The organism is Agromyces solani (assembly GCF_058349925.1).
Map to the genome: position 1 here is coordinate 116,550 of NZ_JBYRER010000003.1, position 23,612 is coordinate 140,161.

Below are 23,612 nucleotides of genomic sequence, written 5' to 3' on the forward strand. Positions count from 1 at the left end.
CTCCCGGATCCGACGCTAGGGAGGGCGGCCGGTGCACCGCGAGCCCGCCCGTCACACGGGGGAACCGGGTGTCACACGAGGTCACGGGGACCCGCGCGGGCGAGGTCGGCATGCGCGGTCGACCACCGTCGGGGCGGACCGCGCCGGGGCCGCCGCCGATGACGTCGTCAGCGCACTCCGCGCCATCGGGCAGGCGGCCGAAGCGGGCGCCCCGAGCACATAGCTGTTACAGGACCATCCGTTCGGCACCCTCGCATTCCGGGGTGCCGGACGGCTCATCCTGTACTGGTGCGATGGATGCCATCACGAGGGCAGCCCGCACCGCTCGCAGGAGTATCCGTCCGGCACTCCCGCATGCGCGAGTGCCGCGCGGCTCATCCTGTACTTCGGCCGGCGGATCCCGCGATCGTCAGTCGCGCGACGAACCGTGCCGCGGCTTCCGGGGCGGACGGTCGTCGCCGTCGGTCCCGCGGCTGCCCCGGTCGTCGCGGTCGTACCCGCGCGAACCGCGGTCGCGGTCGGAGCCGCGGCCGCCGCGGTCGCGGTCGTACCCGCGGTCGCGGTCGTACCCGCGGCCGCCGTCGCGCCCGCCCCGGTCGCGGTCGTAGCCGCCGCGCGACGATCCGCCCTTGTCGGGCCGCAGGTCGATGAGCTCGCCCGAGATGCGCGTGCCGGCGAGCCGGTCGAACACGTCGCGGGGCAGGTCGGCGGGCAGCTCGACGAGTGAGAAGTCGCCGCGGATCTGGATCTTGCCGAACTCCTCGCGACGCAGGCCGCCCTCGTTCGCGAGCGCGCCGACGATCTGCCGGGGGTCGACGTGCTGGCGTCGCCCGACCGAGATTCGGTAGTTCTTGAACGGCGGGTGCGAGTGACGCCGGTCGGAGCCGTCGCGCTCGTACCGGTCACGACCCCGTTCGCCCCGGTCACCCCGGTCGTACCGGTCGCCGCGCGTGTCGCGCGCCCCACGGTCCCGATCCCGGTCGCGGTCGAACCGCGCCGGCCGCTCGGGCTCGGGCTCCATGAGCAGCGGCGACTCGCCCTGCGCGACCACGGCGAGCGCGGCGGCGACGTCGGTCTCGGGCACGTCGTGGTGGCGCACGTAGTGCGCGATGATGTCGCGGAACGCCTCGATGCGCTCGGCCTCGCCGAGGGCCGCCGTGATGCGGTCGTCGAAGCGCGCGAGGCGGGTGACGTTGATGTCCTCGACGCTCGGCAGCTGCATCTGGGTGAGCGGCTGCTTCGTCGTCTTCTCGATGCGGTTGAGCAGCCCGCGCTCGCGCGGCGTGACGAAGCTGATCGCGTCGCCCGAGCGTCCGGCGCGGCCCGTGCGGCCGATGCGGTGCACGTACGGCTCGGGATCGGTCGGGATGTCGTAGTTGACGACGTGCGAGATGCGCTCGACGTCGAGGCCTCGCGCCGCGACATCCGTCGCCACCAGGATGTCGAGCTTGCCGCTCTTCAGCTGGTCGACGGTGCGCTCGCGCTGGGCCTGCGCGACGTCGCCGTTGATGGCGGCGGCCGAGTAGCCGCGGGCGCGGAGCTTCTCGGCGACCTCCTCGGTCGCGTTCTTCGTGCGGACGAAGATGATCATGCCCTCGAAGTTCTCGACCTCGAGGATGCGGGTGAGCGCGTCGATCTTCTGCGCGTGCGCGACGAGCAGGTAGCGCTGGGCGATGTTCGCCGAGGTCTGCGTCTTGGCCTTGACGGTGATCTCTTCGGGGTCGTGCAGGTACTGCTGCGACATCCGCCGGATCGCGTGCGGCATGGTCGCCGAGAACAGGGCGACCTGCTTGTCGTCGGGGGTGTCGGCGAGGATGGTCTCGACGTCCTCGGCGAAGCCCATCTTGAGCATCTCGTCGGCTTCGTCGAGGACGAGGTACTTGAGCTCCGACAGGTCGAGGGTGCCCTTGTCGAGGTGGTCCATGATGCGACCGGGGGTGCCGACGACGATGTGCACGCCGCGGCGCAGCGCCGAGAGCTGCACGCCGTAGCCCTGGCCGCCGTAGACGGGCAGGATGTGCACGCCGCGCAGGTGGGCGGCGTACTTCTCGAAGGCCTCGCAGACCTGCAGCGCGAGCTCGCGGGTCGGGGCGAGCACGAGCGCCTGCGGGGTCTTCTGGTCGACGTCGAGCCGGTCGAGCACGGGCAGCGCGAAGGCCGCCGTCTTGCCGGTGCCGGTCTGCGCGAGGCCGACGACGTCGCGCCCCGAGAGCAGGGTCGGGATGGTCGCCGCCTGGATCGCCGAGGGCGTCTCGTACCCGACGTCGTCGAGTGCGCGGAGCACGGCGTCACCGAGACCGAGGTCCGCGAACGTGGTCGTGGGGGTCGCGGCGGGCTCCTCCGGAGCCGCGGCCTCGACGGGGGCATCGCCTGTGGTCACCCTTCAGGGTACCGCCCGACCCCTGCGCAGAACCTGAGTCGGGCTCGGGGATGCCGCGTGGCCGGCGCCGCGCGCCGTGCGATGCGGACCGGAGACGGCTCAGCCCTTGGGCTTCTTCGGCCCCTGGCCCCGGCCCGGGTGCTCGTCCTCGGGGTCGGGAGTCGGTTCGGGCGTCGGCTCGGCCGTCGCGGTCGGCTCGGGCTCGGCGGTCGGGTCTGCGGTGTCGTCGCCGGGTGCGCCGTCGTCGGGCGCGGTCGAGGGCGACGGGCCGGCGGGCGGCGTCGCGGTGGGCAGGATCGGCGGATACGCCCGGGACGTGGGCGGCGTGCTCGGCGTGGGCCGCGGCGATTCGACGACCGGGGCGGCCTCGTCGACCTGCCCGACCGATGAGCCGATGACGGCGACGGTGCCCCCGAGCATGACGACGGCGACGAGAGCGGCGCCGACGATGACGACGACCTGCCGGTGGCCGCGGGCCCAGAGCGCGGCCGGCGCGAGTGCGCGTCCGACGGGTGCGAGCCGCGGGCGCAGCCAGGCCACCGCCCGGCCGAGCTGCGGCACCCGTTCGGGGAGCGATCGGAACCACGCGCCGAGCGAGGCGGCGCGTGCGACGAGCCAGACGGTGACCGTGGCGGCGAACGTCGTGACCGGGCCGAGCAGGGCGGCGCCGAGCGTCGGCTTCGGCGCGGCTCGTCGGCCGCGCGGACGGCGCAGCGGCTCGTCGTCGGGGTGCTCGTCGGTCACGGGGGTGCCTCGGGTGGTGCTCGGGTCGGTCGCACGTCGGATCGGTCGGAGCCGCACGGCCCGGATGACCCGCGAACGGGGGACGTTCCCATAGAGGATAGGCGGTGACCGCGTTCGCCGCACCTCGACCGGGTCGATCGGCCCCGGCGGCCGGCGGCCCGCGGCGGGTCGGGGTTCCCTGGGGCGGGGCCGATCAGGCGGAGGCGATCAGGCGGAGGCGATCAGGCCGTAGATGAGCGAGCCGAACTCCTGGATGAGCGCCATCGCACCGATCGTCGCACCGATCGCGCCGTAGACGCGGGTGGCACCGCCGCGCACGAAGGCGACGACGCCGATCGAGATCGCGGCGAGCGCGAGCACGACCATGATCGCGGCGGTGACGAGCGAGACCGTCGAGTACGTCGAGAAGTCGGCCGAGCGGATGATCGACGCGGTCACGAAGATCATGACGAAGTCGAGCACGACGATGAGGATGCCGAAGACGAGCGCGACGACGCCGACGGGCTCCGTCCGGCGGGGGTCGGCGGTCGGCCTGCGGGCGGGCGCCGGGGTGGTGGCCGGCGGGGAGACCGGCGCCGAACCGGGCGCGGGCGCGGGCATGCCGTGGGCGGGTTCGGGGCTGCTCATGCGGCCACCCTAGCGGGCGGCGGCGCGGGGCGGCGCGGGCGCTCCGCGGCTGCTAGGGTTCGAGGTGGTTTCAACGTTGAAACCATGTCGAGAGAACCGAGGACGATGACGACCCGAACCGACCCCGACACGGCGCACGTCGCCCGTACGGCGCACCCCCTCGGCGCCCGCACCTGGGCGGCGGTGATCCTCGTCGGGCTCGTCGGTCAGCTCGCCTGGGTGATCGAGAACATGTACCTCAACGTGTTCGTCTACGACACGATCTCGACCGATCCCGCCGTGCTGGCCGTGATGGTCGCCGCCAGCGCCGTGGCCGCGACGGTCGCGACGCTCGTCGTCGGCGCCTGGTCCGACCGGCTCGCCCGCCGCCGCGAGCTCATCGCCGCCGGGTACGTCGCGTGGGGCGTCGTCACCGCGACCTTCGGTCTCGTCGGCGCCCCGGATGCCGCAGCCGAGGCGGCCCCGGGCGCGATCGCCGCCGTCATCGCCATCATCGCGCTCGACTGCCTCATGAGCTTCATCGGCTCGGGCGCGAACGACGCGGCGTTCGGCGCCTGGGTGACCGACTCGACCGTGCCCGCCAACCGCGGCCGGGTCGACGGATGGCTCGCGACGATGCCCCTCGTCGCGATGCTGCTCGTGTTCGCCGTGCTCGATCCGTTGACGCAGACCGGGCAGTGGGCGGCCTTCTTCGCGCTCGTCGGCGGCGCGACCGCCGCGACCGGCGCGGCCTCGTGGTTCCTCGTGCGCGACCGCGGGGTGGCGCCGCGGGAGACGGGCGTCTGGCGGTCGGTGGTCGACGGCCTGCGCCCGTCGACCGTCCGACGCGAGCCGGCGCTCTTCATCACGCTCGCGATCTGGTGCGTCGTCGGCGTGAGCTCGCAGGTGTTCATCCCCTTCGTGCTCATCTACCTGCGGTACTCGCTGCAGCTCGCCGACTCGGCGATCGTGCTCGGCCTCGTGCTCGTGCTGGCGTCGGTGCTGAGCGTGATCGGCGGTCGCATCATGGACCGGGTCGGCAAGGAGCGCTACCTGCTGCCCGCCGTGGCGGTGTTCGCGGTCGGCCTCCTCGCGATGTGGTTCGTGCGCGACTTCGCCGGAGTCGTCGCGGCCGCGACGCTCATGATGGCCGGCATGATGTCGTCGATCGCGGCCGTGTCGGCGATGACGCGCGACTGCACGCCCGCCGACCGCGCGGGCGGGGTGCAGGGTGCGCGCATGATCATGGCGGTCATGCTGCCCATGGTGATCGGGCCGGCGATCGGTGCCGTCGTCGTCTCGGGCGCCGCCCACGGCTACGTCGAGCTCGGCCAGGAGCGCCCCGTGCCCGGCGCCGAGATCTTCCCGGTCGCGGCCGCCGTGCTGCTGCTCGTGCCGGTGCTCGCGATGCTGCGCCGGCGGGTGCTGCGAACGGCGGCGCTCGCCGGATGAGCGGCTTGCGAGACGGTCGCTCCGCTGCCCGCTCGACCCGATCGGGTGCGCTCCGCACGTCATGGGCCGACGAGGTCGACCCCGGCGCCGTCCTCCCGGACTATCCACGGCCGCAGCTCGCGCGCGACAGCCACCTGAATCTCAACGGCTGGTGGGAGCACGCGTTCACCGCCGACGGGCGACGGCCGGCGACCTGGGCCGGCCGCATCCTCGTGCCCTTCTCCCCCGAGACCGAGCTCTCGGGCGTCGGCCGGCAGCTGCAGCCGGGCGAGCACCTCTGGTACCGGCGCACGGTGCGCCTGCCCGACGGGTTCCTCCTCGACCGCGTCATCCTGCACTTCGGCGCCGTCGACCAGCGCTGCCGCGTCTTCGTCGACGACGTGCTCGTCGCCTCGCACGAGGGCGGCTACCTGCCCTTCTCGATCGACGTCACGGACCCGATCGCCGACGGCGAGGAGCACGAGCTCGTGCTCGACGTCGTCGACCCCAGTGATTCGTCGTTCCACTCGCGCGGCAAGCAGTCGCTCAAGCGAGGCGGCATCTGGTACACCGCGCAGTCGGGCATCTGGCAGCCGGTCTGGGTCGAGTCGGTGCCCGACCTGCACGTGCGGCAGCTCGACCTGCGCCCGAGGCTCGACGAGGAGACGGTCGAGGTCGTCGTCGAGGCATCCGCACCGAACGAGCCGCGAACGGGCGACGCGACGGGCGCGACCGACCCGGCCGGCCCGCCGCGCGCGATCGTCGTGCTGCTCGACCACGGCCACGAGGTCGCCCGCGCCGAGGGCCCGGCGGGCACGACCCTCGTCCTGCCGGTGCCCGAGCCCCGGCGATGGAGCCCCGACGACCCCTTCCTCTACGACCTCGAGGTGCGCCTCGGCGACGACCGGGTTCGCAGCTACGTCGGGATGCGCTCGGTCGGCGTCGCGCCCGACGCGTTCGGGCGGCCGCGGCTCGTGCTCAACGGCGAGCCGGTCTTCCACGCCGCCGTGCTCGACCAGGGCTACTGGCCCGAGGGGCTCTACACTCCGCCGTCCGATGAGGCGATGGTGCACGACCTCGCCTCGATCAAGGCGCTCGGCTTCAACGCCGTGCGCAAGCACATCAAGATCGAGCCGCTGCGCTGGTACCACCACTGCGACCGGCTGGGCCTGCTCGTCTGGCAGGACATGGTCAACGGCGGCCGGCGATACAACCCCGCGGTCATCACGGCGCCGGTCAAGCTCCCGGTGCGGCTCGACGACCGCAGGCACCGGTTGTTCGGCCGGCAGGATGCCTCGGGGCGGGCCGAGTTCGCGGCCGAGCTCGAGGCGACCGTGCGGTTGCTGAAGAACGCGCCGAGCGTCGTCGTGTGGGTGCCGTTCAACGAGGGCTGGGGGCAGTTCGACGCGCTCGACGCGGTCGAACGGGTTCGGACGATCGACCCCGACCGCGTCATCGACCACGCGAGCGGCTGGCACGACCAGGGCGGCGGCGACCTCGAGAGCCAGCACGTCTACTTCCGCCGGTTGAAGCCCGGGCGCGACTGGGGCCGCGACGGGCGCGCCGTCGTCGTCTCGGAGTACGGCGGCTACAGCCTGCGGCTGCCGGGCCACGAGTTCTCGCCGAAGGAGTTCGGCTACCGGCGCTACCGCTCGATCGAGGCGCTGACCGACGGGTTCGTCGAGCTGCACCGCCGGGAGGTGCTGCCCGCGATCGCGGCCGGGCTCTCCGGCATCGTCTACACGCAGCTGTCCGACGTCGAGGACGAGCTCAACGGGCTGCTGACCGCCGACCGCACCGTCGTGAAGGTCGACGCCGACCGCGTGCGCGCCGTCATCGACGAGCTGTTCGCCGAGTTCGCCGCGGTGACGGCGCCGTCATCGGCTGGGGCGTCGCCGTCGGCGTCGGCGTCCGCGTCGGCTTCTGCCGAAGCATCCACCTCGCCCGGCGCGTCGCCCCCGCCCGGTGAACCAGCCGACTGAACCCCGCGCACGGACCCGCCCGCCCGAACCCCCACCCGCCCCCGCGACAACCCGAGAACGGAACCCCATGGCCCGCACCATCGTCGAGCGCGAAATCACCGCGCCCGTCGCCCTCTGCCGACCCGACGGCCGCCTGAACCGCGACGCCGTCGGCTGGACCCGCACCCCCCTGCACGACACCTCGGGTATCGACGGCCGCCGCGTCTGGGGCCGCAACAAGCGCTGGGAGTACTGGGCGGTCACGACGCCGACGCACGTCATCGCCCTCACGGTGTCGTCGATCGACTACGCGGCCGTCCACGCGATCCTCGTGCACGACCGGCGCGACGCGTCCACGATCGACCGCTCGGCGATCGCGCCGCTCGGCTCGAGCGCGAAGCTGCCGGCCTCGCTCGGCGACGGCCCCGCGCGGGCCCGCACCGCCTCGATCGAGATCGACATCGAGGAACTGCCCGAGGCCGTCGGCACGCGCCTGCGCGGCACCGCCGACGGCGTGCGGTTCGAGATCGTCGCGCACCGACCGGCCGGGCACGAGAGCCTCGGCGTCGTGGTGCCGTGGTCGGACCGCCGCTTCCAGTACACCGTGAAGGACGTCGCCCGCCCCGCGACCGGCTGGCTCGAGGTCGGCGGTCCCGGCGGCGAGCCGGGCGAGCGAACCGACCTGCCCGAGGGTGAGAGCTGGGCCGTGCTCGACCACGGCCGCGGCCGCTGGCCCTACCGGATGGTGTGGAACTGGGGCGCTGCCTCCGGCATCGTCGACGGCCGCACGATCGGCCTGCAGCTCGGCGGCAAGTGGACCGACGGCACGGGCTCGACCGAGAACGCCGTCGTCGTCGACGGCCGGCTGCACAAGATCAGCGAGGAGCTGGACTGGGACTACGACGTGCAGGACTGGCTCTCGCCGTGGCACATCCGCGGCGAGCACGCCGACCTCTGGTTCGAGCCGTTCTGGGACCGCGTGAGCGCGACCGAGCTCGTCGTCTTCGGCTCGCACGGACACCAGTGCTTCGGCCACTACTCGGGCTGGGTCGACGCGGGCGGCGAGCGCATCGCCGTCGACGGGCTGCTCGGCTGGGCCGAGGACGTGAGGAATCGGTGGTGAGCGACGCAGCGGGCGCGTCGGCCCCGAACGCATCGCCGGCGCGGGCGGGGCGTCGTTCGACCGGGCCGACCCTCAAGGATGTCGCGGCCATCGCGGGCGTCTCGTACCGCACGGTGTCGAACGTCATCAACGGCCGCGCTCCGGTGAGCGCCGCGACGCGGCAGAGGGTCGAGGCCGCGATCGCCGAGGTGGGCTACCGCCCCCAGCTCGCCGCGCGCCAGCTGCGCGTCGGCCGCAGCAACCTGCTCACCCTGTCGGTGCCGTTCCTCTCCCTGCCGTACTTCGCCCAGCTCGCGCATGCCGTCGTCGGCGCGGCCGAGCGAGTCGGGTACGACGTCGTCGTCGACGAGACCCACGGCGACCCCGCCCGGGAGCTGCGGGCCGCCGAGGGCTTCGCCACGATGCTGACCGACGGGATCGTGCTGAGCCCGATGTCGCTCAGCGACGCCCAGCTCGACGCGGCGCGCGGCACCACCCCGCTCGTCGTGCTCGGCGAGCGCATCCGCGGCGCCCGCGTCGACCGGGTCGTCGTCGACAGCGTGGTCTCGTCGCGCGACGCGACGGCCCACCTCATCGGGTCGGGCCGCCGCACGCTCGGCTTCCTCGGCACGGTTCCGGATGCCTCGTCGGGGGCCGCCGCGGCCGACCTCAGGCTCGAGGGATTCCGGGAGGCCCTGCGAGCGGTGGGGCTCGAGGCCGATCCGCGACACGTGCTCGAGGTCTCCCCGTGGGATCCGGCCTCGCCCGACGGCGACTACTCGCGCGAAGAGGGCTACGCGCGGGTGCGGACCCTGCTCGACGGCGCCCGTGGCGCCGACGGCCTCGGCGGGCTCGACGGGCTCGTGTGCGCGAACGACCTGCTCGCGATCGGCGCGCTGCGCGCCTTCCGCGAGGCGGGGGTCGACGTGCCCGGGCAGGTGGCCGTCGTCGGCTGGGACGACTCCCCCGAGTCCGCGTTCGCCTCACCGGCGCTCACGAGCATCGCCCCCGACCTGGGCGAGATCGCCCGCCTCGCGGTCGCCTCGGTGCTTCGTCTCGTCGACGACCCGCATTCGCCGCCCCGCGTCGAGCAGGCGCCGTACCGGCTCGTGGTCCGCGCGTCGGCGCCGTAGCGAGGCGCCTCGAGCACGGCACGAGGGGCAGGGGTCATGGGTCGCGCGGTGATGCGGTCACGCGGTCACCGCGGTCGCGCGGTCACGCTCCGGTGAACGCCGCCCGAACCTCGTCGTGCGGCAGGGCGTGGCTCACGTGTCCGTCGCGGCCGACCGTGTCGCGCGCCGCGACGAGGGCGTTGAGCACAGCCTCCTCCGTCGCCTCGACGACGGCCTCGTAGAACGGGTCGATGCTGCCCCATGCGACATGCTCGAGCTGCTCGGTCCGGATCTCGCCGTGACCCATGCGCGAGGCGAGCGCCCCCTCGTTCGCGGTCGATAACGCGAGGAAGATGTCGCCCGAGAAGTGGCTGCCGGTCGTGCCCGTGCGGGCGAGCCCGAGCGGCACCCGGCGCGCGAGCGCCCGGCACTGGTCGGGCAGCATCGGCGCGTCGGTCGCGACGACGACGATGACGCTCCCCGCACCCCCGGCGGCGGGCCCGGCCGTGCCGGTGTCGCGCTCGAACCAGTCGGTCGTCTCCAGCGGGTTCGGCGCGTGCGAGTCGCGGCCGAGCGCCCGCCCGGCGACACGCAGCTCCTTGCGCGAGCCGAAGTTCGCCTGCAGCAGCACGCCGACCGTCCAGCTCCGCGCCCCCGAGCGGACGACGCGCGACGCGGTGCCCGTGCCGCCCTTGAACCCGTAGCAGTTCATGCCCGTGCCGCCGCCGACGTTCCCCTCGGCGATCGGGCCCGTGGCCGAGGCATCCAGCGCCTCGATCGCATGCTCGGGGGTGACCGTGTCGGCGTTGATGGAGTTCAGGTAGCCGTCCCACGTCTCGCCGACGACGGGCAGCATCCACTGCGCGGCGGTCACGGGGTCGTGCTCGGCCAGCCACCGGTCGATGCCGCGGTGCACGGCGCCGACGGCGTGGGAGTTCGTGATGGCGATCGGCGTCTGGAACTGGCCGGCCTCCTCGATCCAGCTGCGGCCGGTCAGCTCGCCATTGCCGTTGAGCACGGCGATGCCCGCCGCGCACGGCGACCCCGGCGCGGCCGAGCCGCGCGGCAGGATCGCGGTCACCCCGGTGCGCGCGACGACCGGTTCGTCGGCGACGACCGTGGCGTAGCCGACCTCGAGGCCGGGCACGTCGGTGATCGCGTTCCACGGCCCGGGCTCGCCGTCGAACGGGATGCCGAGGTCGCGGGCGCGAGGTGCTGCGGCGGGGCGGTCGGTCACTGCGGATCCTTCGGTGATTCGTCGCGGTCGGAAGCTGCATCGGCCTCGCTGTGGGCCTCGCCGGCCTCGCCGGCGGCATCCCCGCCGAGGTCGCAGTCGAGCGCGAGCTCGGCGTACCGAACCGTGCACTCGAGGTAGCGACCCCGCTCCCAGTTGTCGGGGTTCAGCAGGTAGAGGTCGTACGCGTCCTCGAGGGCGACGAGATTCGACGCGATCATGTCGGCCGGCATGCGCGGGCGGAACGCGCCGAGCGCGACGCCGACCTCGATGTTCGTGCGGTAGAGGGCCACCTGGCGCTCGAGCAGCACAGCCATGTGCAGCCGGTACTGCGGGTGGTCGCGCAGGGTGGCGGATGCCTCGTACGTGATGCGCAGGTCGTCGCTGATGACCTCGGGGATGCCGGCCTCGATGGTCGCGCGCAGTCGCTCGACCGGATCGGTGATGCCGTCGACGAGCGCGTGACGGCGCTCGATGAACTCGTCGATCGCGCCGCGCACGGCGGTCTCGACGAGGTGGTCGAAGCTGTCGAAGTGGTAGAGCACGCTGCCCGAGCTCACCTCGGCCCGCTCGGCGACCGACCGCACGCTCGCGCCGGCGATGCCGCGCTCGCTGATGACCTGGCTCGCCGCGCGGAGCAGGTCGCGTTTGCGCTGCTGCACCTTCTCTGCCGCCACTACTGGACCTCCGCGTTCTCCGGTTCGACCCTGGTCTCCGGTGCTACGACGGTAACCGACTGGGTGAGGGCGGCGTAGCGCTCGGGCGAGCGGCGCTGCATGACGAGGCCGACGACGATGCCGACGACGAAGACGAGCGGCACGCACCCGATCAGGGTCCAGTTCACGACGGGGTCGGTGAAGCCCGAGACGAGATCGAAGTTGGCGATGATCACGACGAAGGCGACGAGCAGCCCGACCGCGCCGAGCACCGGTGCCACGAGGACGCGCCACACGCCGTAGCCGCGGCGGTCCTTCCAGAAGAAGCCGATCACCGAGACGGCCGCGACGCCCTGGGCGAAGATGAGGCCGGCGACGCCGATGGCGTACGTCCACAGGCCGAGCCCGAGGAACGGGTCGGCGCCCGAGAGCGCGCCCGCGAGCACCGCGATGAGGCAGATCACCGTGAGCGCGAGGCTCGCCACGTGCGGCGAGTGCATGCGCGGGTGGGTGCGGGCGAGCGGTGCGGGCAGCAGGCGCTCGCGGCCGAGCGAGAACAGGTACCGCGAGCAGGCGTTGTGGAAGGCGAGCGTGCAGGCGAAGAAGCTCGTCACGATGAGCACCTCGAGCACGACCCCCGCCCAGGCGCCGAGCGCGTTCTCGCCCGCGATGAACTGCATCTCCTCGAAGTTCTCCGAGTTCGCGAGGGCGATCACGCCGTCGGCGCCGAACGCGACCGTCAACGTCCAGAACGTGAATGCGTAGAAGAGGCCGAGGAACGCGATCGCGATGTAGGTCGCCCGCGGGACCGTGCGGTCCGGGTCCTTCGCCTCCTCGGCGTAGATCACGGTGCCCTCGAACCCGAGGAACGCGCCGAAGCCGAACACGAAGAGCGCGCTCGCGCCGGCGGCGAAGAACACGTTCTCCGGGTCGAACGAGGCGGCGGTCGCCTCGCCGATCGTCGCGCCGTTCTGGAAGATGATCGCGACGGCGATGATGAGCAGGATGGCGATCTCGGCGCTCAGCAGCCCGGCGAGCACCTTCGCGCCGACGTCGATGCGCCGGTAGCCGAGGTACCCGATCGCGAGCAACGAGACGACCGACCACACGCCCCACGGCAGGTCGAGCCCGAACAGGTTCGCGAACGTGAGGTTCGCGTAGAAGCCGAGCAGGGCGTAGAAGCAGATGCAGAGGAAGGCGTAGGCGACGATCGTCGTGAAGGCGACCCCGATGCCCACGGGCTTGCCGAGGCCCGCCGCCGCGTACGCGTAGAAGGCGCCCGTGTTGCGCACGAACCGCGACATCGCGGTGAACCCGATCGCGAACAGGATGAGCACGACGCCGCTCGCGAGCATCGCTCCCGGTGCGCCGACACCGCCGACGAGGAACGCCAGCGGCGCGGAGCTCACCGCGACGGTGAGGGGCGCGGCTGCGGAGACGACGAAGAAGACGATGTCGAAGGTGCCGAGCCTGCCTTCGGCGAGGGCGCCGTTCTGGGCGGCATCGGCGGGAGTGGTGGTCATGTGGGGGAACCTCCTTGGCACAGCATTGTGAGATGAGGACTGAACAACCGTATCGTTTTCACGTCCCGTGTCAAGCAATGCTTGATATGGATGCCTCAAGCAGGGCTATACGACTGTGCAGAGCCAGCCTCGCCTCGAATGTATCCTCCGCTCGAGGCATCCCTATCAATTGAATTGATCTGCTGGACCGAAGACATGTATTGGCGCGATCGAGCCCGCTGCGCTTGACTCGTCTCGCGATCGGTCGACCCGGCGCGACGAAGCGTCGCCGGCCCGCGAATCCCCCGAGCCATGACGGACAGAGGAGTCCTCGATGAGCGTGCAACTGGAGACCTCGAACTTCCGCGCCCAGCATTTCCGCAAGACGCTGGGCCGCGCCGACATCGTGCTGATGTCGATCAGCGCGATCATCGCCATCGACACGATCGCCCTCATCGCGGGCGCCGGCGCCGAGGCGTTCACCTGGACGCTCGTGATCGGCATCACGTTCCTGTTCCCGTACGCGCTCGTCATCGCCGAGCTCGGCAGCGCCTTCCACGAGGAGGGCGGCCCGTTCGTCTGGGTGCGCCTCGCGTTCGGCAAGCTGACGGCGGCCGTCGCGACGATGTTCTACTGGATCACCAACCCGCTGTGGATGGGCGGTTCGCTCGTCTTCATCTCGGCGGCTGCCTGGGACGCGTACATCTCACCGCTCGCCCCCGGCAGCGTCGGCGACTACGTGTTCAAGATCGCGTTCATCTGGCTCGCGATCGCGACGGCCGTGATCGGCCTGAACTACGGCAAGCACATCCTCGCGGCCGGTGCCATCGTCAAGGTGGGGCTGCTCGCGATCTTCGTCGTCACGGTCGTGCTCTACGGCCTGCAGTACGGCATCAACGGCTTCGCCGCGGGCGACTTCTCGCCGACGACGGCCGGGTTCCTCGCCGTGACGCCCGTCATCCTCTTCGCCGTCGTGGGCTTCGAGGCCCCGAACGGCGCAGCCGAGGAGATGCGCAACCCGCAGCGCGACGTGCCGCGGGCGATCGCCGCCTCGGGCACGATCTCGATGCTCTGCTACCTCGTGCCGATCTTCGCGCTGCTCGCCGTCGTGCCCGCCGACAAGATCGAGGGCGCCGGCGGCTTCCTCGAGGCGCTCCGCGAGGTGTTCAAGGTCTACGGTGGAGCCTCCGAGCCGGTGATGGCCGTCGCGGCGCTGCTCTTCGTCTTCATCGCCTTCACGCAGGCGAGCGCCTGGATGATCGCCTCCGACCGCGTGCAGGCCGCCGCCGGCGCCGACGGCGCGTTCTTCCGCTACTTCGGCAAGTTCTCCGAGCGACTCGGCACCCCCGTGCGCATGAACCTGCTGAGCGGCATCGTCGCCACCGTCTTCTGCCTCGCGGCGACCGTGCTGCTCGAGGGCAGCGCAGCGACGATCTTCACGATCGTGCTCATCGTCGCCATCTCGACGCTGCTGCTCTCGTACCTCGTGATCTTCCCTACCGTCGTCGTGCTGCGACGCAAGTACGCCGACGTCGAGCGCCCGTTCCGGGTGCCGGGCGGCAAGGCCGGCCTCTGGGTGTCGTTCGCCCTCATCTACGCGTGGGTGCTGCTGGGCTCGTGGGTCGCGGTCTTCCCCGGTACGCTCGAACCCCTCCTCGGCCTCGAGTACGACTTCGTCGACATCTGGGGCGTCGACCGGCTGACCTTCGAGCTCTTCACGGTCGGCACCCTCGTCGTCATCGCCCTGCTCGCGATCGTCGGCTATGCATGGCAGCGCCGCCGCGACCGGGCCACCGACCTCGACGTGATCGACGAGCTCGACGCCCTCGAGAAGACCGCCTCATGAACTCGAACACCCTGATCGACCTGGATACGGAGAACACAGTGACCGACCTCGCCACCCCGACCCTGCGGCGGGTGCACCCGCTCGACCCGCTCGGTGCCGACGAGATCCTCGCCGCGCGCGACCTGCTCGTGGCCGCGGGCCGGCTCGGTGCGACGGTCCGCGTCGCGTACCTCTCGCTGAAGGAGCCCGCGAAGCGGCTCGTCGCGGCCGCGTTGGCGGCCGAGGGCGCACGGGGCTCGGATGCCGCGGATGGGGCCGTACGGCATGGCGACGCGCCGCACCGCGAGGCCCGAGCCATCCTGCTCGACACCGCGACTGGCGAGACCACCGACCTCGTGCTCGACCTCACGGCGAGCGCGATCACCGCGTCGGTCGCGGTCGACCCGGCGGTCACCGGGCAGGCCCCCGTGCTGCTCGAGGAGTTCGACGCGATCGAGGAGATCCTCGCCGCCGACGAGGGCTGGATCGCCGCCCTCGCCTCGCGCGGCCTCACGCCCGAGCGGGTGCGCGTCGCCCCGCTGTCGGCGGGCATCTTCGACTATCCCGGCGAGGAGGGCAAGCGTCTGCTGCGCGGCCTCGCGTTCGTCGAGCGCGAGCCCGGCGACTACGCGTGGGGCCACCCGGTCGACCAGCTCGTCGCGTTCGTCGACATGATCGAGCGCCGCGTCGTGCGCATCATCGATGACGGCCCGGCCGAGATCCCGCTCGACAACGGCAACTTCGAGGACCCCGAGCTCACCGGCCCGCTGCGCACCGACCTCAAGCCGCTCGTCATCACCCAGCCCGAGGGGCCGAGCTTCACGCTCGACGGCAACGTGCTCAGCTGGCAGAAGTGGGACCTGCACGTCGGCTTCGACGCGCGCGAGGGCCTCGTGCTCAGCCGCATCGGGTTCGACGACCGGGGCCGCCGCCGCTCGATCATCGACCGCGCGTCGATCGCCGAGATGGTCGTGCCCTACGGCGACCCGGCGCCGTACCGCTCGTGGCAGAACTACTTCGACACGGGCGAGTACCTCGTCGGCCGCGACGCGAACTCGCTCGAGCTCGGCTGCGACTGCCTCGGCGAGATCACCTACCTGACGCCGGTCGTCGCCGACGACTTCGGCAACCCGCGCGAGATCCCCCAGGCGATCTGCATCCATGAGGAGGACTTCGGCCTGCTCTGGAAGCACACCGACGGCTGGGCCGGTCATAAGTCGACCCGCCGCCAGCGCCGCCTCGTGGTGAGCTTCTTCACGACCGTCGGCAACTACGACTACGGCTTCTACTGGTACTTCTACCTCGACGGCACCATCGAGTTCGAGGCGAAGGCGACGGGCATCGTGTTCACCGCGCGGTACCCGGGCGAGGGCTACCCGTACGCGTCCCAGATCGCGCCCGGACTCGCCGCGCCGTACCACCAGCACCTGTTCTGCGCGCGACTCGACATGGCCGTCGACGGCGACGCGAACGCCGTGCACGAGCTCGACCTGCAGCGCGTGCCGAAGGGCGAGGGCAACCCGCACGGCAACGCGTTCACACGCTCGCGACGGGTGCTCGCGAGCGAGGCCGAGGGGCGGCGCAAGGCCGACGGCTCGGTCGGCCGGGTGTGGGAGATCGTCAACACCGAGAAGACGAACGTCGTCGGCGAGCCCGTCGCGTACACGCTCTTCCCCGAGGGGCAGCCGACGCTCGCCGCCGCCGACGATTCGTCGATCAGCCGTCGCGCGGCGTTCGCGACCGAGCACCTGTGGGTGACCCGCTACGCCGAGGACGAGCGCTACCCCGCCGGCGACTTCGTGAACCAGAGCATCGGCTCGCCGGGCCTGCCCGAGTACGTCGCGGCCGACCGTTCGATCGACGGCGAAGACGTCGTGCTCTGGCACAGCTTCGGCCTCACCCACTACCCGCGCGTCGAGGACTGGCCCATCATGCCGGTCGACTACACCGGCTTCACGCTGAAGCCGACGGGCTTCTTCGACCAGAACCCGGCGCTCGACGTGCCGCCGTCGCAGCCCGCCAAGGGCCACTGCGGCGCCGACGGCGACGCCTGCCACTGCTGACCGCGGACGCGGCGACCCGAGCGGCGGGTCGGCGGGTGTTCACTCCCCGTCGGCCCGCCGCACCGTCGACTAAGACCGGAGAATCCGACACGCGCGCCCGTATTCCGGCCCACCCGCCGAAATATCCTGCACAAGGCCGCGGATGCCGCCACCAACGCCCGCCACCAGCCGCATCTGGCCGCCCGCCCTCCGCACAAAACAGGACAATCCGACACGCACCCCCGTATTTCGGCCCACCCGCCGAAATATCCTGCACAAGGCCGCGGATGCCGCCACCAACGCTCGCCACCAGCCGTGTCTGGCCGCCCGCCCTCGGCACAAAGCAGGACAATCCGACACGCGGGCCCGTATTTCGGCCCACCCGCCGGAATATCCTGCACAAGGCCGCGGATGCCGCCACCAACGCTCGCCACCAGCCGCATCTGGCCGCCCGCCCTCGACACAAAACAGGACAATCCGACACGCACCCCCGTATTTCGGCCCACCCGCCGGAATATCCTGCACAAGGCCGCGGATGCCGCCACCAACGCTCGCCACCAGCCGTGTCTGGCCGCCTGCCCTCGGCACAAAGCAGGACAATCCGACACGCGGGCCCGTATTTCGGCCCACCCGCCGAAATATCCTGCACAAGACCCGGGATGCCGCCACCAGCGGGACGCGGGACGCGGGACGCGCCATCGCAGTCGACCGCCCAGCCGCGCGGCCGCCCTGCACTTACGTCCGCGGCGTCCCGAACAGCTCCCGCGCGAGGGTCGCGACGACCCTCGCCCGTGCGGTCGGGCGCACGCCGGCGACGCGCACGAAGCACACGTCGAGCGGCGGCACGTCGTCGGCGATGGGCAGCGCACGGAGCTCGCCGCCGTCGTAGGTCTGCGGCGAGCGCGGCACCTGGTTGAGGATCGAGTACCCGTGCCCGCGCGCGACGAGCGATCGCACGGTCTCGTAGCTGCGCGAGCTGTACCGGATCTGCGGCTCCACCCCCGCCCGGTCGAGCATGCCGAGGAAGTACTCGCGCGAGTGCGGCATGTCGAGGAGCACGAGGTCGAGCCCGGCGAGGGCGGCGAGCTCGACGCGGTCGCCCGCGGCGAGCGGGTGGTCGGCGGGCAGGATCACGTGCGGCGGTGCGGCGAAGAGATGGTCGAACGAGAGGTCGTGCAGCTGTCCGAAGTCGTAGGCGATCGCCGCCTCGACCGAGCCGTTGAGCAGCATCGCGACGGTGCCGTCGGCGTCGGCCTCGATGACCTCGATGCGCAGGTTCGGATGCTCGGCCTCGACACGGGAGATGAGTGTCGGCAGCACGAACGGCGCGAGCGTGACGAAGCAGGCGAGCCGCAGGGTGCCGCGCACGTCGTAGTGGTGCCCCCGCACGGCCTCGGCCATCTCGTCGACCTGTCCGAGCAACGAGTGCGCGTCGCGCAGCAGCTGCTCGCCGGCTTCGGTGAGGGCGAGCCCCTTGCTGCGCTGCCGCACGAAGAGCTGCACGCCGAGGGTGCGCTCGAGCTGCGCGATGGCGGTCGAGACCGCCGACTGGGCGACGTGCAGATCGACGGATGCCTCGGTCATCGACCGCTTGGTCGCGGCGGCGACGAAGTACCGCAGTTGCACAAGGGTCAGGTCTGATCGGCCGAGTCGAGCCATGCGACGAGTGTATCAATCCAGCTGATGCACTGGCTCAGCATTCTCTGGTTTACAGATATTGCGGCTTTTCCTAGCCTGAAATCCACCGGTGAAGGCGCCGGTCGGAATGGAGTTTCGGGATGTCGAGTCACGAGGTCGACGTGGTCGTCGTCGGCGCAGGTCAGGCGGGGATCGCGATGAGCGAGCACCTGGGCGCACGCGGCGTCTCGCACGTCGTGCTGGAGCGCGACCGGATCGCCGAGCGGTGGCGCACCGGGCGCTGGGACTCGCTCGTCGCGAACGGCCCGGCCTGGCACGACCGGTTCCCCGGGCTCGAGTTCGAGGGCCTCTCCCCCGACGCGTTCGCGTCGAAGGACCGCGTCGCCGAGTACTTCACCGAATACGCGCGATCCATCGCGGCCCCGATCCGCACGGGCGTCGAGGTCGTCTCGGTGCGGCGGCGCGACGGCGCGCCCGGCTTCGACGTCGAGACGACCGACGGCTCGTACGTCGCCCGCTTCGTGGTCGCGGCGACCGGCCCCTTCCAGAAGCCCGTCATCCCCGATCTCGTGCCCGCGACGAGCCCCGTGCACCAGCTCCACTCGAGCTCGTACCGCAACCCGCAGCAGCTGCCGGCCGGCGGCGTGCTCGTCATCGGCGCCGGCTCGTCGGGCGTGCAGATCGCCGACGAGCTGCGCGACTCGGGCCGGCAGGTGCACCTCGCCGTCGGCCCGCACGACCGGCCGCCGCGCGCCTACCGCGATCGCGACTTCTGCTGGTGGCTGGGCGTGCTGGGCAAGTGGGATGCCTCGGCTCCCGCCGCCGGCGCCGAGCACGTGACGATCGCGGTGAGCGGTGCGCACGGCGGCCGCACGGTCGACTTCCGCAAGCTCGCCGCCGACGGCATCACGCTCGTGGGCCGCGCAGCGGCGTACGACGACGGCGTCATGCGGTTTTCCCCCGACCTCGCGGCGAACCTCGCGCGGGGCGACGCCAACTACCTGTCGCTCCTCGACGAGGCCGACGCCTACGTCGAGCGCAACGGCCTCGACCTGCCCGAGGAGCCCGAGGCCCGCGTGCTCGGCCCCGATCCGGCGTGCGTGACCGACCCGGTGCTCGAGCTCGACCTCGCCGCGGCCGGCATCACGTCGATCGTATGGGCGACCGGGTTCGCGGTCGACTACGGCTGGCTCGAAGTCGACGCGTTCGACGAGCGCGGCCGCCCCCGCCACCAGCGCGGCGTCTCGGTCGAGCCGGGCGTGTACTTCCTCGGGCTGCCGTGGCAGTCGCGCCGCGGATCGAGCTTCATCTGGGGCGTGTGGCACGACGCCAAGTACCTCGCCGACCAGATCGGCATCCAGCAGAGCTACCGGGCGTACGACGAGGCGGCGTCGGCAGCCTTGGGCGCCGGCGACGCGGCATCCGCCCCGGAACCCGCAGGCGCCGTCGAAGCGGATGCCGCTGCCGAAGCCGCACCGACCGCCGACGCCGCACCCGCCGACGCCCTCACCACGACAGGAGCCCTCCGTTGACCACGCACACCCGCATCCGGCCCTTCAACACGAAGGTCACCTACCCCGAGCAGAACCTCGACAACGACCTCTGCCAGGCCGTCGTCGCGGGCGGCGTCGTCTACCTGCGCGGCCAGATCGGGCAGGATCTCGAGACGCGCGAGTCGGTCGGCATCGGCGACGTCGAGGCGCAGGCCGAGCAGGCCATGGCGAACATCGCGATGCTGCTCGAGGAGGCCGGGTCGTCGCTCGACGACATCGTGAAAGTCGTCGTCTACCTCATCGACCCGCGCTACCGCGAGCCGGTCTACCGGGTCATGGGCAGGTGGCTGCAGGGCGTCTTCCCGGTGTCGACGGGGCTCGTCGTGAGCGCGCTCGCGCGCCCCGAGTGGCTCGTCGAGATCGACGCGACCGCCGTCATCAGCGGCTCCCGCGCCGCGTCCGCCGGCACAGCCGACGACACCGAGGGCGGCGCGGCATGACCTTCTCGATCGTCGCCAGGGATGCCTCGGGCGCCATCGGCTCCGCGATCAGCTCGTCGTCGCCCGCGGTCGCGGCCCGGTGCGTGCACCTCGCCGACGGCATCGGCGGCGTCAACTCGCAGAACGTGACCGACCCGCGGCTCGGGCCCGCCGTGCTCGAGCGGCTCGCGGCCGGCGACTCGGCGGCCGAGGCGCTCGCCGCGGTCGTCGACGGTCGCGAGCACGTCGAGTTCCGGCAGCTGCTCGTCGTCGACGCCGAGGGCAGCACCGCCGTGCACTCGGGGCAGCGCGCGCTGGGAGTCTTCGCCGACGCGCAGGCGACCGGGGCCGACGGCGAGGGGGTCGCCGCGGGCGGCAACATGCTCGCCTCGGCCGAGGTCCCGCAGGTCATGGTCGACGCGTTCCTCGCGAGCGAGGGCGACCTCGAGGTGCGGCTCGTCGCCGCGATGCGCGCCGCGATCGACGCGGGCGGCGAGGCCGGACCCGTGCACTCGGCGGGCCTGTCGGTCGTGCGCGGCAACGGCTGGCGGGTCACCGACCTGCGCGTCGACTGGGTCGACGACGACCCGATCGGAGAACTCGAACGACTCGTCGAGGTGTGGCTGCCGCAGCGCGACGACTACGTGACGCGCGCGCTCGACCCCTCGGCGGCGCCGTCGTACGGGGTGCCCGGCGATGAGTGAGCCCGTCGCCGCGATGAAGCTGGCGGCCGACGCGGCGGTGGCCGAGGCATCCCCCTCGCTCATCGCCCTCTCGGAGACGCTGCACGCGCACCCCGAGACGGCGTGGCAGGAGCACCGCGCCGCCGGCTGGGTCGGCGACGCGCTCGACGCGGCCGGGTTCCGGGTGACGCCCGCGTACCTCGGCTACGAGACGGCCCTGCTCGCCGAGGCGGGCTCGGGCCCCGTGACGATCGGCATCATGGCCGAGTACGACGCCCTGCCCGGTCTCGGGCATGCGTGCGGGCACAACCTCATCGCGGCGAGCGCGGTCGGCGCGGGGCTCGCGCTCGCGCGGGTGGCCGACGAGCTCGGCATCACGGTGCGCGTCTACGGCACGCCGGCCGAAGAGGGCGGCGGCGGCAAGATCGAGCTCATCGAGGCGGGCGCGTTCGGCGACCTCGACCTCGCGATGATGGTGCACCCCGGCCCCGTCGACGTCGCCGAGGCACGCCCGTTCGCCGTCTCGCACAGCCACGTCGCCTACGACGGCGTCTCGGCGCACGCGGCGGCCTACCCCGACGAGGGCGTCAACGCGAACGACGCGTTCGTCATCGCGCAGGTCGCGATCGGGATGCTGCGCCAGCAGCTGCCCGCCGACACGAGGGTGCACGGCATCCAGACCGTCGGCGGCTTCGCGCCGAACGCGATCCCCGAGCGCACCGAGGGCCGCTGGTACACGCGCGCGAACACGCTCGCCGAGCTCGAGGTGCTCGAGGAGCGGGTGCGCCGCTGCTTCGAGGCGGGCGCGCTCGCGTCGGGGGCGAGCCTCACGATCACCCCCGAGTCGAAGCCGTACGCCGAGTTCCGCACCGACGAGCGGGCGCTCGCGGCGTACCGGGCGAACGCCCTCGACCGCGGGCGTGTGTTCGCCGACCCGCTCGTCGCGGGCCGCATGAACCGCGCCTCGACCGATATGGGCAACGTGTCGCAGCTCGTACCGGCGATCCACCCCTACATCGGGGTCGACTCGCTGCCGCACACCAACCACCAGAAGGAGTTCGCGGCGGCCTGTGTCGGCGCCGCCGCCGAACGCGCCCTCGTCGACGCCGCCGCGCTCATGGCGTGGACCACGATCGACGTCGTCACCGCGAACGCCGCCAGCCCGAACACCCCCGCCTCGAACACCCGGGAGCACGCATCATGACCACCACCGACCGCGCCACCGACTGGGCGGCGCGCAGCCGCGAACTCGCCATCGACGGCCGCGCCGTCATCGACGGCCGCCGGGTGGATGCCGCGGAGGGCGGCACCCTCCCCGTGATCAGCCCGGGCTCGCTCGCCCACCTGGCCGACCTCGCCGCCGGCACCGAGCGCGACGTCGACCTCGCGGTCGACCACGCCCGCCACGCCTTCGACGACGGCAGGTGGAGCCGCATCGACGCCGCCGAGCGCGGCCGCGTGCTCGTGCGCCTCGCCGACCTCATGATGGAGCACCTCGACGAGCTCGCCCTCCTCGAGACGCTCGACTCGGGCAAGCCGATCGCGCAGACCCGCGTCGTCGACGTGCCGGGCGCCGCAGCGACGTTCCGCTGGTACGGCGAGCTCGCCGACAAGCGCTTCGACGAGATCCCCTCGACCCCGCCCGGCTCGACGGCGCTCGTGCGCCGGGTGCCGCTCGGCGTGGTCGGCGCCATCGTGCCGTGGAACTACCCGCTCGAGATCGCCGCGTGGAAGCTCGCACCCGCCCTCGCCTCGGGCAACTCGGTCGTGCTGAAGCCGGCGACCGAGACATCCCTCACGGCCCTGCGGCTCGCCGACCTCGCACTGGAGGCGGGCATCCCCCCGGGCGTGCTCAACGTCGTCCCGGGCCGCGGCTCGACCGTCGGCGGGCGCATCGCCCGTCACCCGGGCATCGACGTGCTCGCCTTCACCGGATCGACCGCCGTGGCGAAGCAGCTCATGGTCGACGCCGGCACGTCGAACATGAAGCGCGTCGCGCTCGAGGCGGGCGGCAAGAGCTCGAACCTCGTGTTCGCCGACGCCGACCTCGAACTCGCCGCGGCGAAGGCCGCCTTCGGCGCGTTCTACAACCAGGGACAGGTGTGCTCGGCGAACTCGCGCATCCTCGTCGAGCGAAGCGCGCACGACGAGTTCGTGCGGCTGCTCGCCGAGGCATCCCGCGCGTACGAGCCGAGCGACCCGCTCGCGGGCGCCGACGGCAACGGCAGCCTGATCAGCCGGGCCCACGCCGACGAGGTCGGCGCGGCGATCGCGCTCGCGGCCGGCGACGGCACCCTCGTGGCAGGCGGCGAGCGCGTGACGATCACGGGATCCGACGCGTACCTGCGCCCCGCGATCGTGACGGGCCTCGGCGCCGACCACGAGCTGCACCGGGTCGAGGTGTTCGGCCCGCTCGTCGCGGTGCTGCCGTTCGACGGCGAAGACGAGGCCGTGCGCCTCGCGAACGCGACCGACTACGGGCTCGCCGCGTCGTTGTGGACGACCGACCTCGGCCGCGCGCACCGCGTCTCGGAGCGGCTCGTCGCCGGCACGGTCTCGGTCAACACGGTCGACGCGCTCGGCCTGACGACGCCGTTCGGCGGCTTCCGCCAGTCGGGCTTCGGCCGCGATCTGTCGCGCCACGCCCTCGACAACTACACCGACTGGAAGACGACGTGGTTCCAGTGGGCGTGAGCCGCCGGCTTCCTGCAGGCACGGGCAAGG

General features: G+C 72.4%; 18 protein-coding genes. 11 read left to right on the plus strand and 7 right to left on the minus strand.

What is annotated here, in order from left to right:
- Positions 1-409 precede the first annotated feature (409 nt).
- The 3 genes from AC3RJ7_RS13030 to AC3RJ7_RS13040 all read right to left on the minus strand — a co-directional run bounded on the left by AC3RJ7_RS13030 (position 410) and on the right by AC3RJ7_RS13040 (position 3,751).
- Positions 410-2,380 carry a DEAD/DEAH box helicase gene (locus AC3RJ7_RS13030; RefSeq protein ID WP_491456282.1) on the minus strand — a complete coding sequence of 657 codons (1,971 nt, stop codon included), beginning with the start codon at positions 2,378-2,380 and terminating at the stop codon, positions 410-412.
- Positions 2,381-2,479: 99 nt separating this feature from the next.
- A complete protein-coding gene (locus AC3RJ7_RS13035; RefSeq protein WP_491456283.1) occupies positions 2,480-3,124 on the minus strand; it encodes a hypothetical protein in 645 nt (214 codons plus the stop codon).
- 207 nt (positions 3,125-3,331) lie between these two features.
- Entirely contained in the window at positions 3,332-3,751 is a 420-nt protein-coding gene (locus AC3RJ7_RS13040) for a hypothetical protein (protein ID WP_491456284.1), read from the minus strand.
- A gap of 105 nt (positions 3,752-3,856) precedes the next feature.
- Between AC3RJ7_RS13040 and AC3RJ7_RS13045 the strand changes: the two genes are divergently transcribed.
- The 4 genes from AC3RJ7_RS13045 to AC3RJ7_RS13060 all read left to right on the plus strand — a co-directional run bounded on the left by AC3RJ7_RS13045 (position 3,857) and on the right by AC3RJ7_RS13060 (position 9,357).
- The gene (locus tag AC3RJ7_RS13045; protein ID WP_491456285.1) at positions 3,857-5,182 is read left to right on the plus strand and encodes an MFS transporter; all 1,326 of its coding nucleotides are present in this window, start codon (positions 3,857-3,859) and stop codon (positions 5,180-5,182) included.
- Positions 5,179-7,143, plus strand: coding sequence for a glycoside hydrolase family 2 protein (locus AC3RJ7_RS13050; RefSeq protein WP_491456286.1), 1,965 nt, complete (start codon positions 5,179-5,181; stop codon positions 7,141-7,143). Before AC3RJ7_RS13045 ends, AC3RJ7_RS13050 begins: the two co-directional genes overlap by 4 nt.
- Before the next feature lie 67 nt (positions 7,144-7,210).
- Complete coding sequence (locus AC3RJ7_RS13055; RefSeq protein WP_491456287.1) at positions 7,211-8,245, plus strand: DUF2804 domain-containing protein; 1,035 nt, start codon at positions 7,211-7,213, stop codon at positions 8,243-8,245.
- Positions 8,242-9,357, plus strand: a complete 1,116-nt coding sequence (locus tag AC3RJ7_RS13060; RefSeq protein WP_491456288.1) for a LacI family DNA-binding transcriptional regulator — start codon at positions 8,242-8,244, stop codon at positions 9,355-9,357. The genes AC3RJ7_RS13055 and AC3RJ7_RS13060 overlap by 4 nt, the downstream gene beginning before the upstream one ends.
- An 82-nt stretch (positions 9,358-9,439) precedes the next feature.
- Here the strand turns inward: AC3RJ7_RS13060 and AC3RJ7_RS13065 are convergent, their stop codons facing one another.
- Genes AC3RJ7_RS13065 through AC3RJ7_RS13075 form a run of 3 tightly spaced genes read right to left on the minus strand, consistent with a single transcriptional unit; the run spans position 9,440 to position 12,749 of the window.
- Positions 9,440-10,573, minus strand: coding sequence for a DmpA family aminopeptidase (locus AC3RJ7_RS13065; protein WP_491456289.1), 1,134 nt, complete (start codon positions 10,571-10,573; stop codon positions 9,440-9,442).
- The gene (locus tag AC3RJ7_RS13070) at positions 10,570-11,247 is read right to left on the minus strand and encodes a TetR/AcrR family transcriptional regulator (protein ID WP_491456290.1); all 678 of its coding nucleotides are present in this window, start codon (positions 11,245-11,247) and stop codon (positions 10,570-10,572) included. Before AC3RJ7_RS13070 ends, AC3RJ7_RS13065 begins: the two co-directional genes overlap by 4 nt.
- Positions 11,247-12,749 carry an APC family permease gene (locus tag AC3RJ7_RS13075; RefSeq protein WP_491456291.1) on the minus strand — a complete coding sequence of 501 codons (1,503 nt, stop codon included), beginning with the start codon at positions 12,747-12,749 and terminating at the stop codon, positions 11,247-11,249. The genes AC3RJ7_RS13070 and AC3RJ7_RS13075 overlap by 1 nt, the downstream gene beginning before the upstream one ends.
- A 313-nt stretch (positions 12,750-13,062) precedes the next feature.
- Here AC3RJ7_RS13075 and AC3RJ7_RS13080 point away from each other — a divergent pair, with 313 nt between their 5' ends.
- The gene (locus AC3RJ7_RS13080; RefSeq protein ID WP_491456292.1) at positions 13,063-14,574 is read left to right on the plus strand and encodes an APC family permease; all 1,512 of its coding nucleotides are present in this window, start codon (positions 13,063-13,065) and stop codon (positions 14,572-14,574) included.
- On the plus strand, positions 14,571-16,616 hold the full coding sequence (locus AC3RJ7_RS13085) for a primary-amine oxidase (protein ID WP_491456293.1): 2,046 nt from the start codon (positions 14,571-14,573) through the stop codon (positions 16,614-16,616). The genes AC3RJ7_RS13080 and AC3RJ7_RS13085 overlap by 4 nt, the downstream gene beginning before the upstream one ends.
- 714 nt (positions 16,617-17,330) lie before the next feature.
- Here the strand turns inward: AC3RJ7_RS13085 and AC3RJ7_RS13090 are convergent.
- Positions 17,331-18,254: a LysR substrate-binding domain-containing protein gene (locus AC3RJ7_RS13090; RefSeq protein WP_491456294.1), complete on the minus strand. Its 924-nt coding sequence runs from the start codon at positions 18,252-18,254 to the stop codon at positions 17,331-17,333.
- Between the two features lie 119 nt (positions 18,255-18,373).
- Between AC3RJ7_RS13090 and AC3RJ7_RS13095 the strand changes: the two genes are divergently transcribed.
- The 5 genes from AC3RJ7_RS13095 to AC3RJ7_RS13115 are packed head-to-tail and all read left to right on the plus strand — an operon-like array spanning position 18,374 to position 23,582.
- Complete coding sequence (locus AC3RJ7_RS13095; RefSeq protein ID WP_491456295.1) at positions 18,374-19,765, plus strand: flavin-containing monooxygenase; 1,392 nt, start codon at positions 18,374-18,376, stop codon at positions 19,763-19,765.
- Positions 19,762-20,226, plus strand: a complete 465-nt coding sequence (locus AC3RJ7_RS13100; RefSeq protein WP_491456296.1) for a RidA family protein — start codon at positions 19,762-19,764, stop codon at positions 20,224-20,226. The genes AC3RJ7_RS13095 and AC3RJ7_RS13100 overlap by 4 nt, the downstream gene beginning before the upstream one ends.
- Positions 20,223-20,909, plus strand: coding sequence for a DUF1028 domain-containing protein (locus tag AC3RJ7_RS13105; RefSeq protein WP_491456297.1), 687 nt, complete (start codon positions 20,223-20,225; stop codon positions 20,907-20,909). Before AC3RJ7_RS13100 ends, AC3RJ7_RS13105 begins: the two co-directional genes overlap by 4 nt.
- Positions 20,902-22,092, plus strand: coding sequence for a M20 family metallopeptidase (locus AC3RJ7_RS13110; protein WP_491456298.1), 1,191 nt, complete (start codon positions 20,902-20,904; stop codon positions 22,090-22,092). Before AC3RJ7_RS13105 ends, AC3RJ7_RS13110 begins: the two co-directional genes overlap by 8 nt.
- Entirely contained in the window at positions 22,089-23,582 is a 1,494-nt protein-coding gene (locus AC3RJ7_RS13115) for an aldehyde dehydrogenase family protein (protein WP_491456299.1), read from the plus strand. Before AC3RJ7_RS13110 ends, AC3RJ7_RS13115 begins: the two co-directional genes overlap by 4 nt.
- Positions 23,583-23,612: the final 30 nt, after the last annotated feature.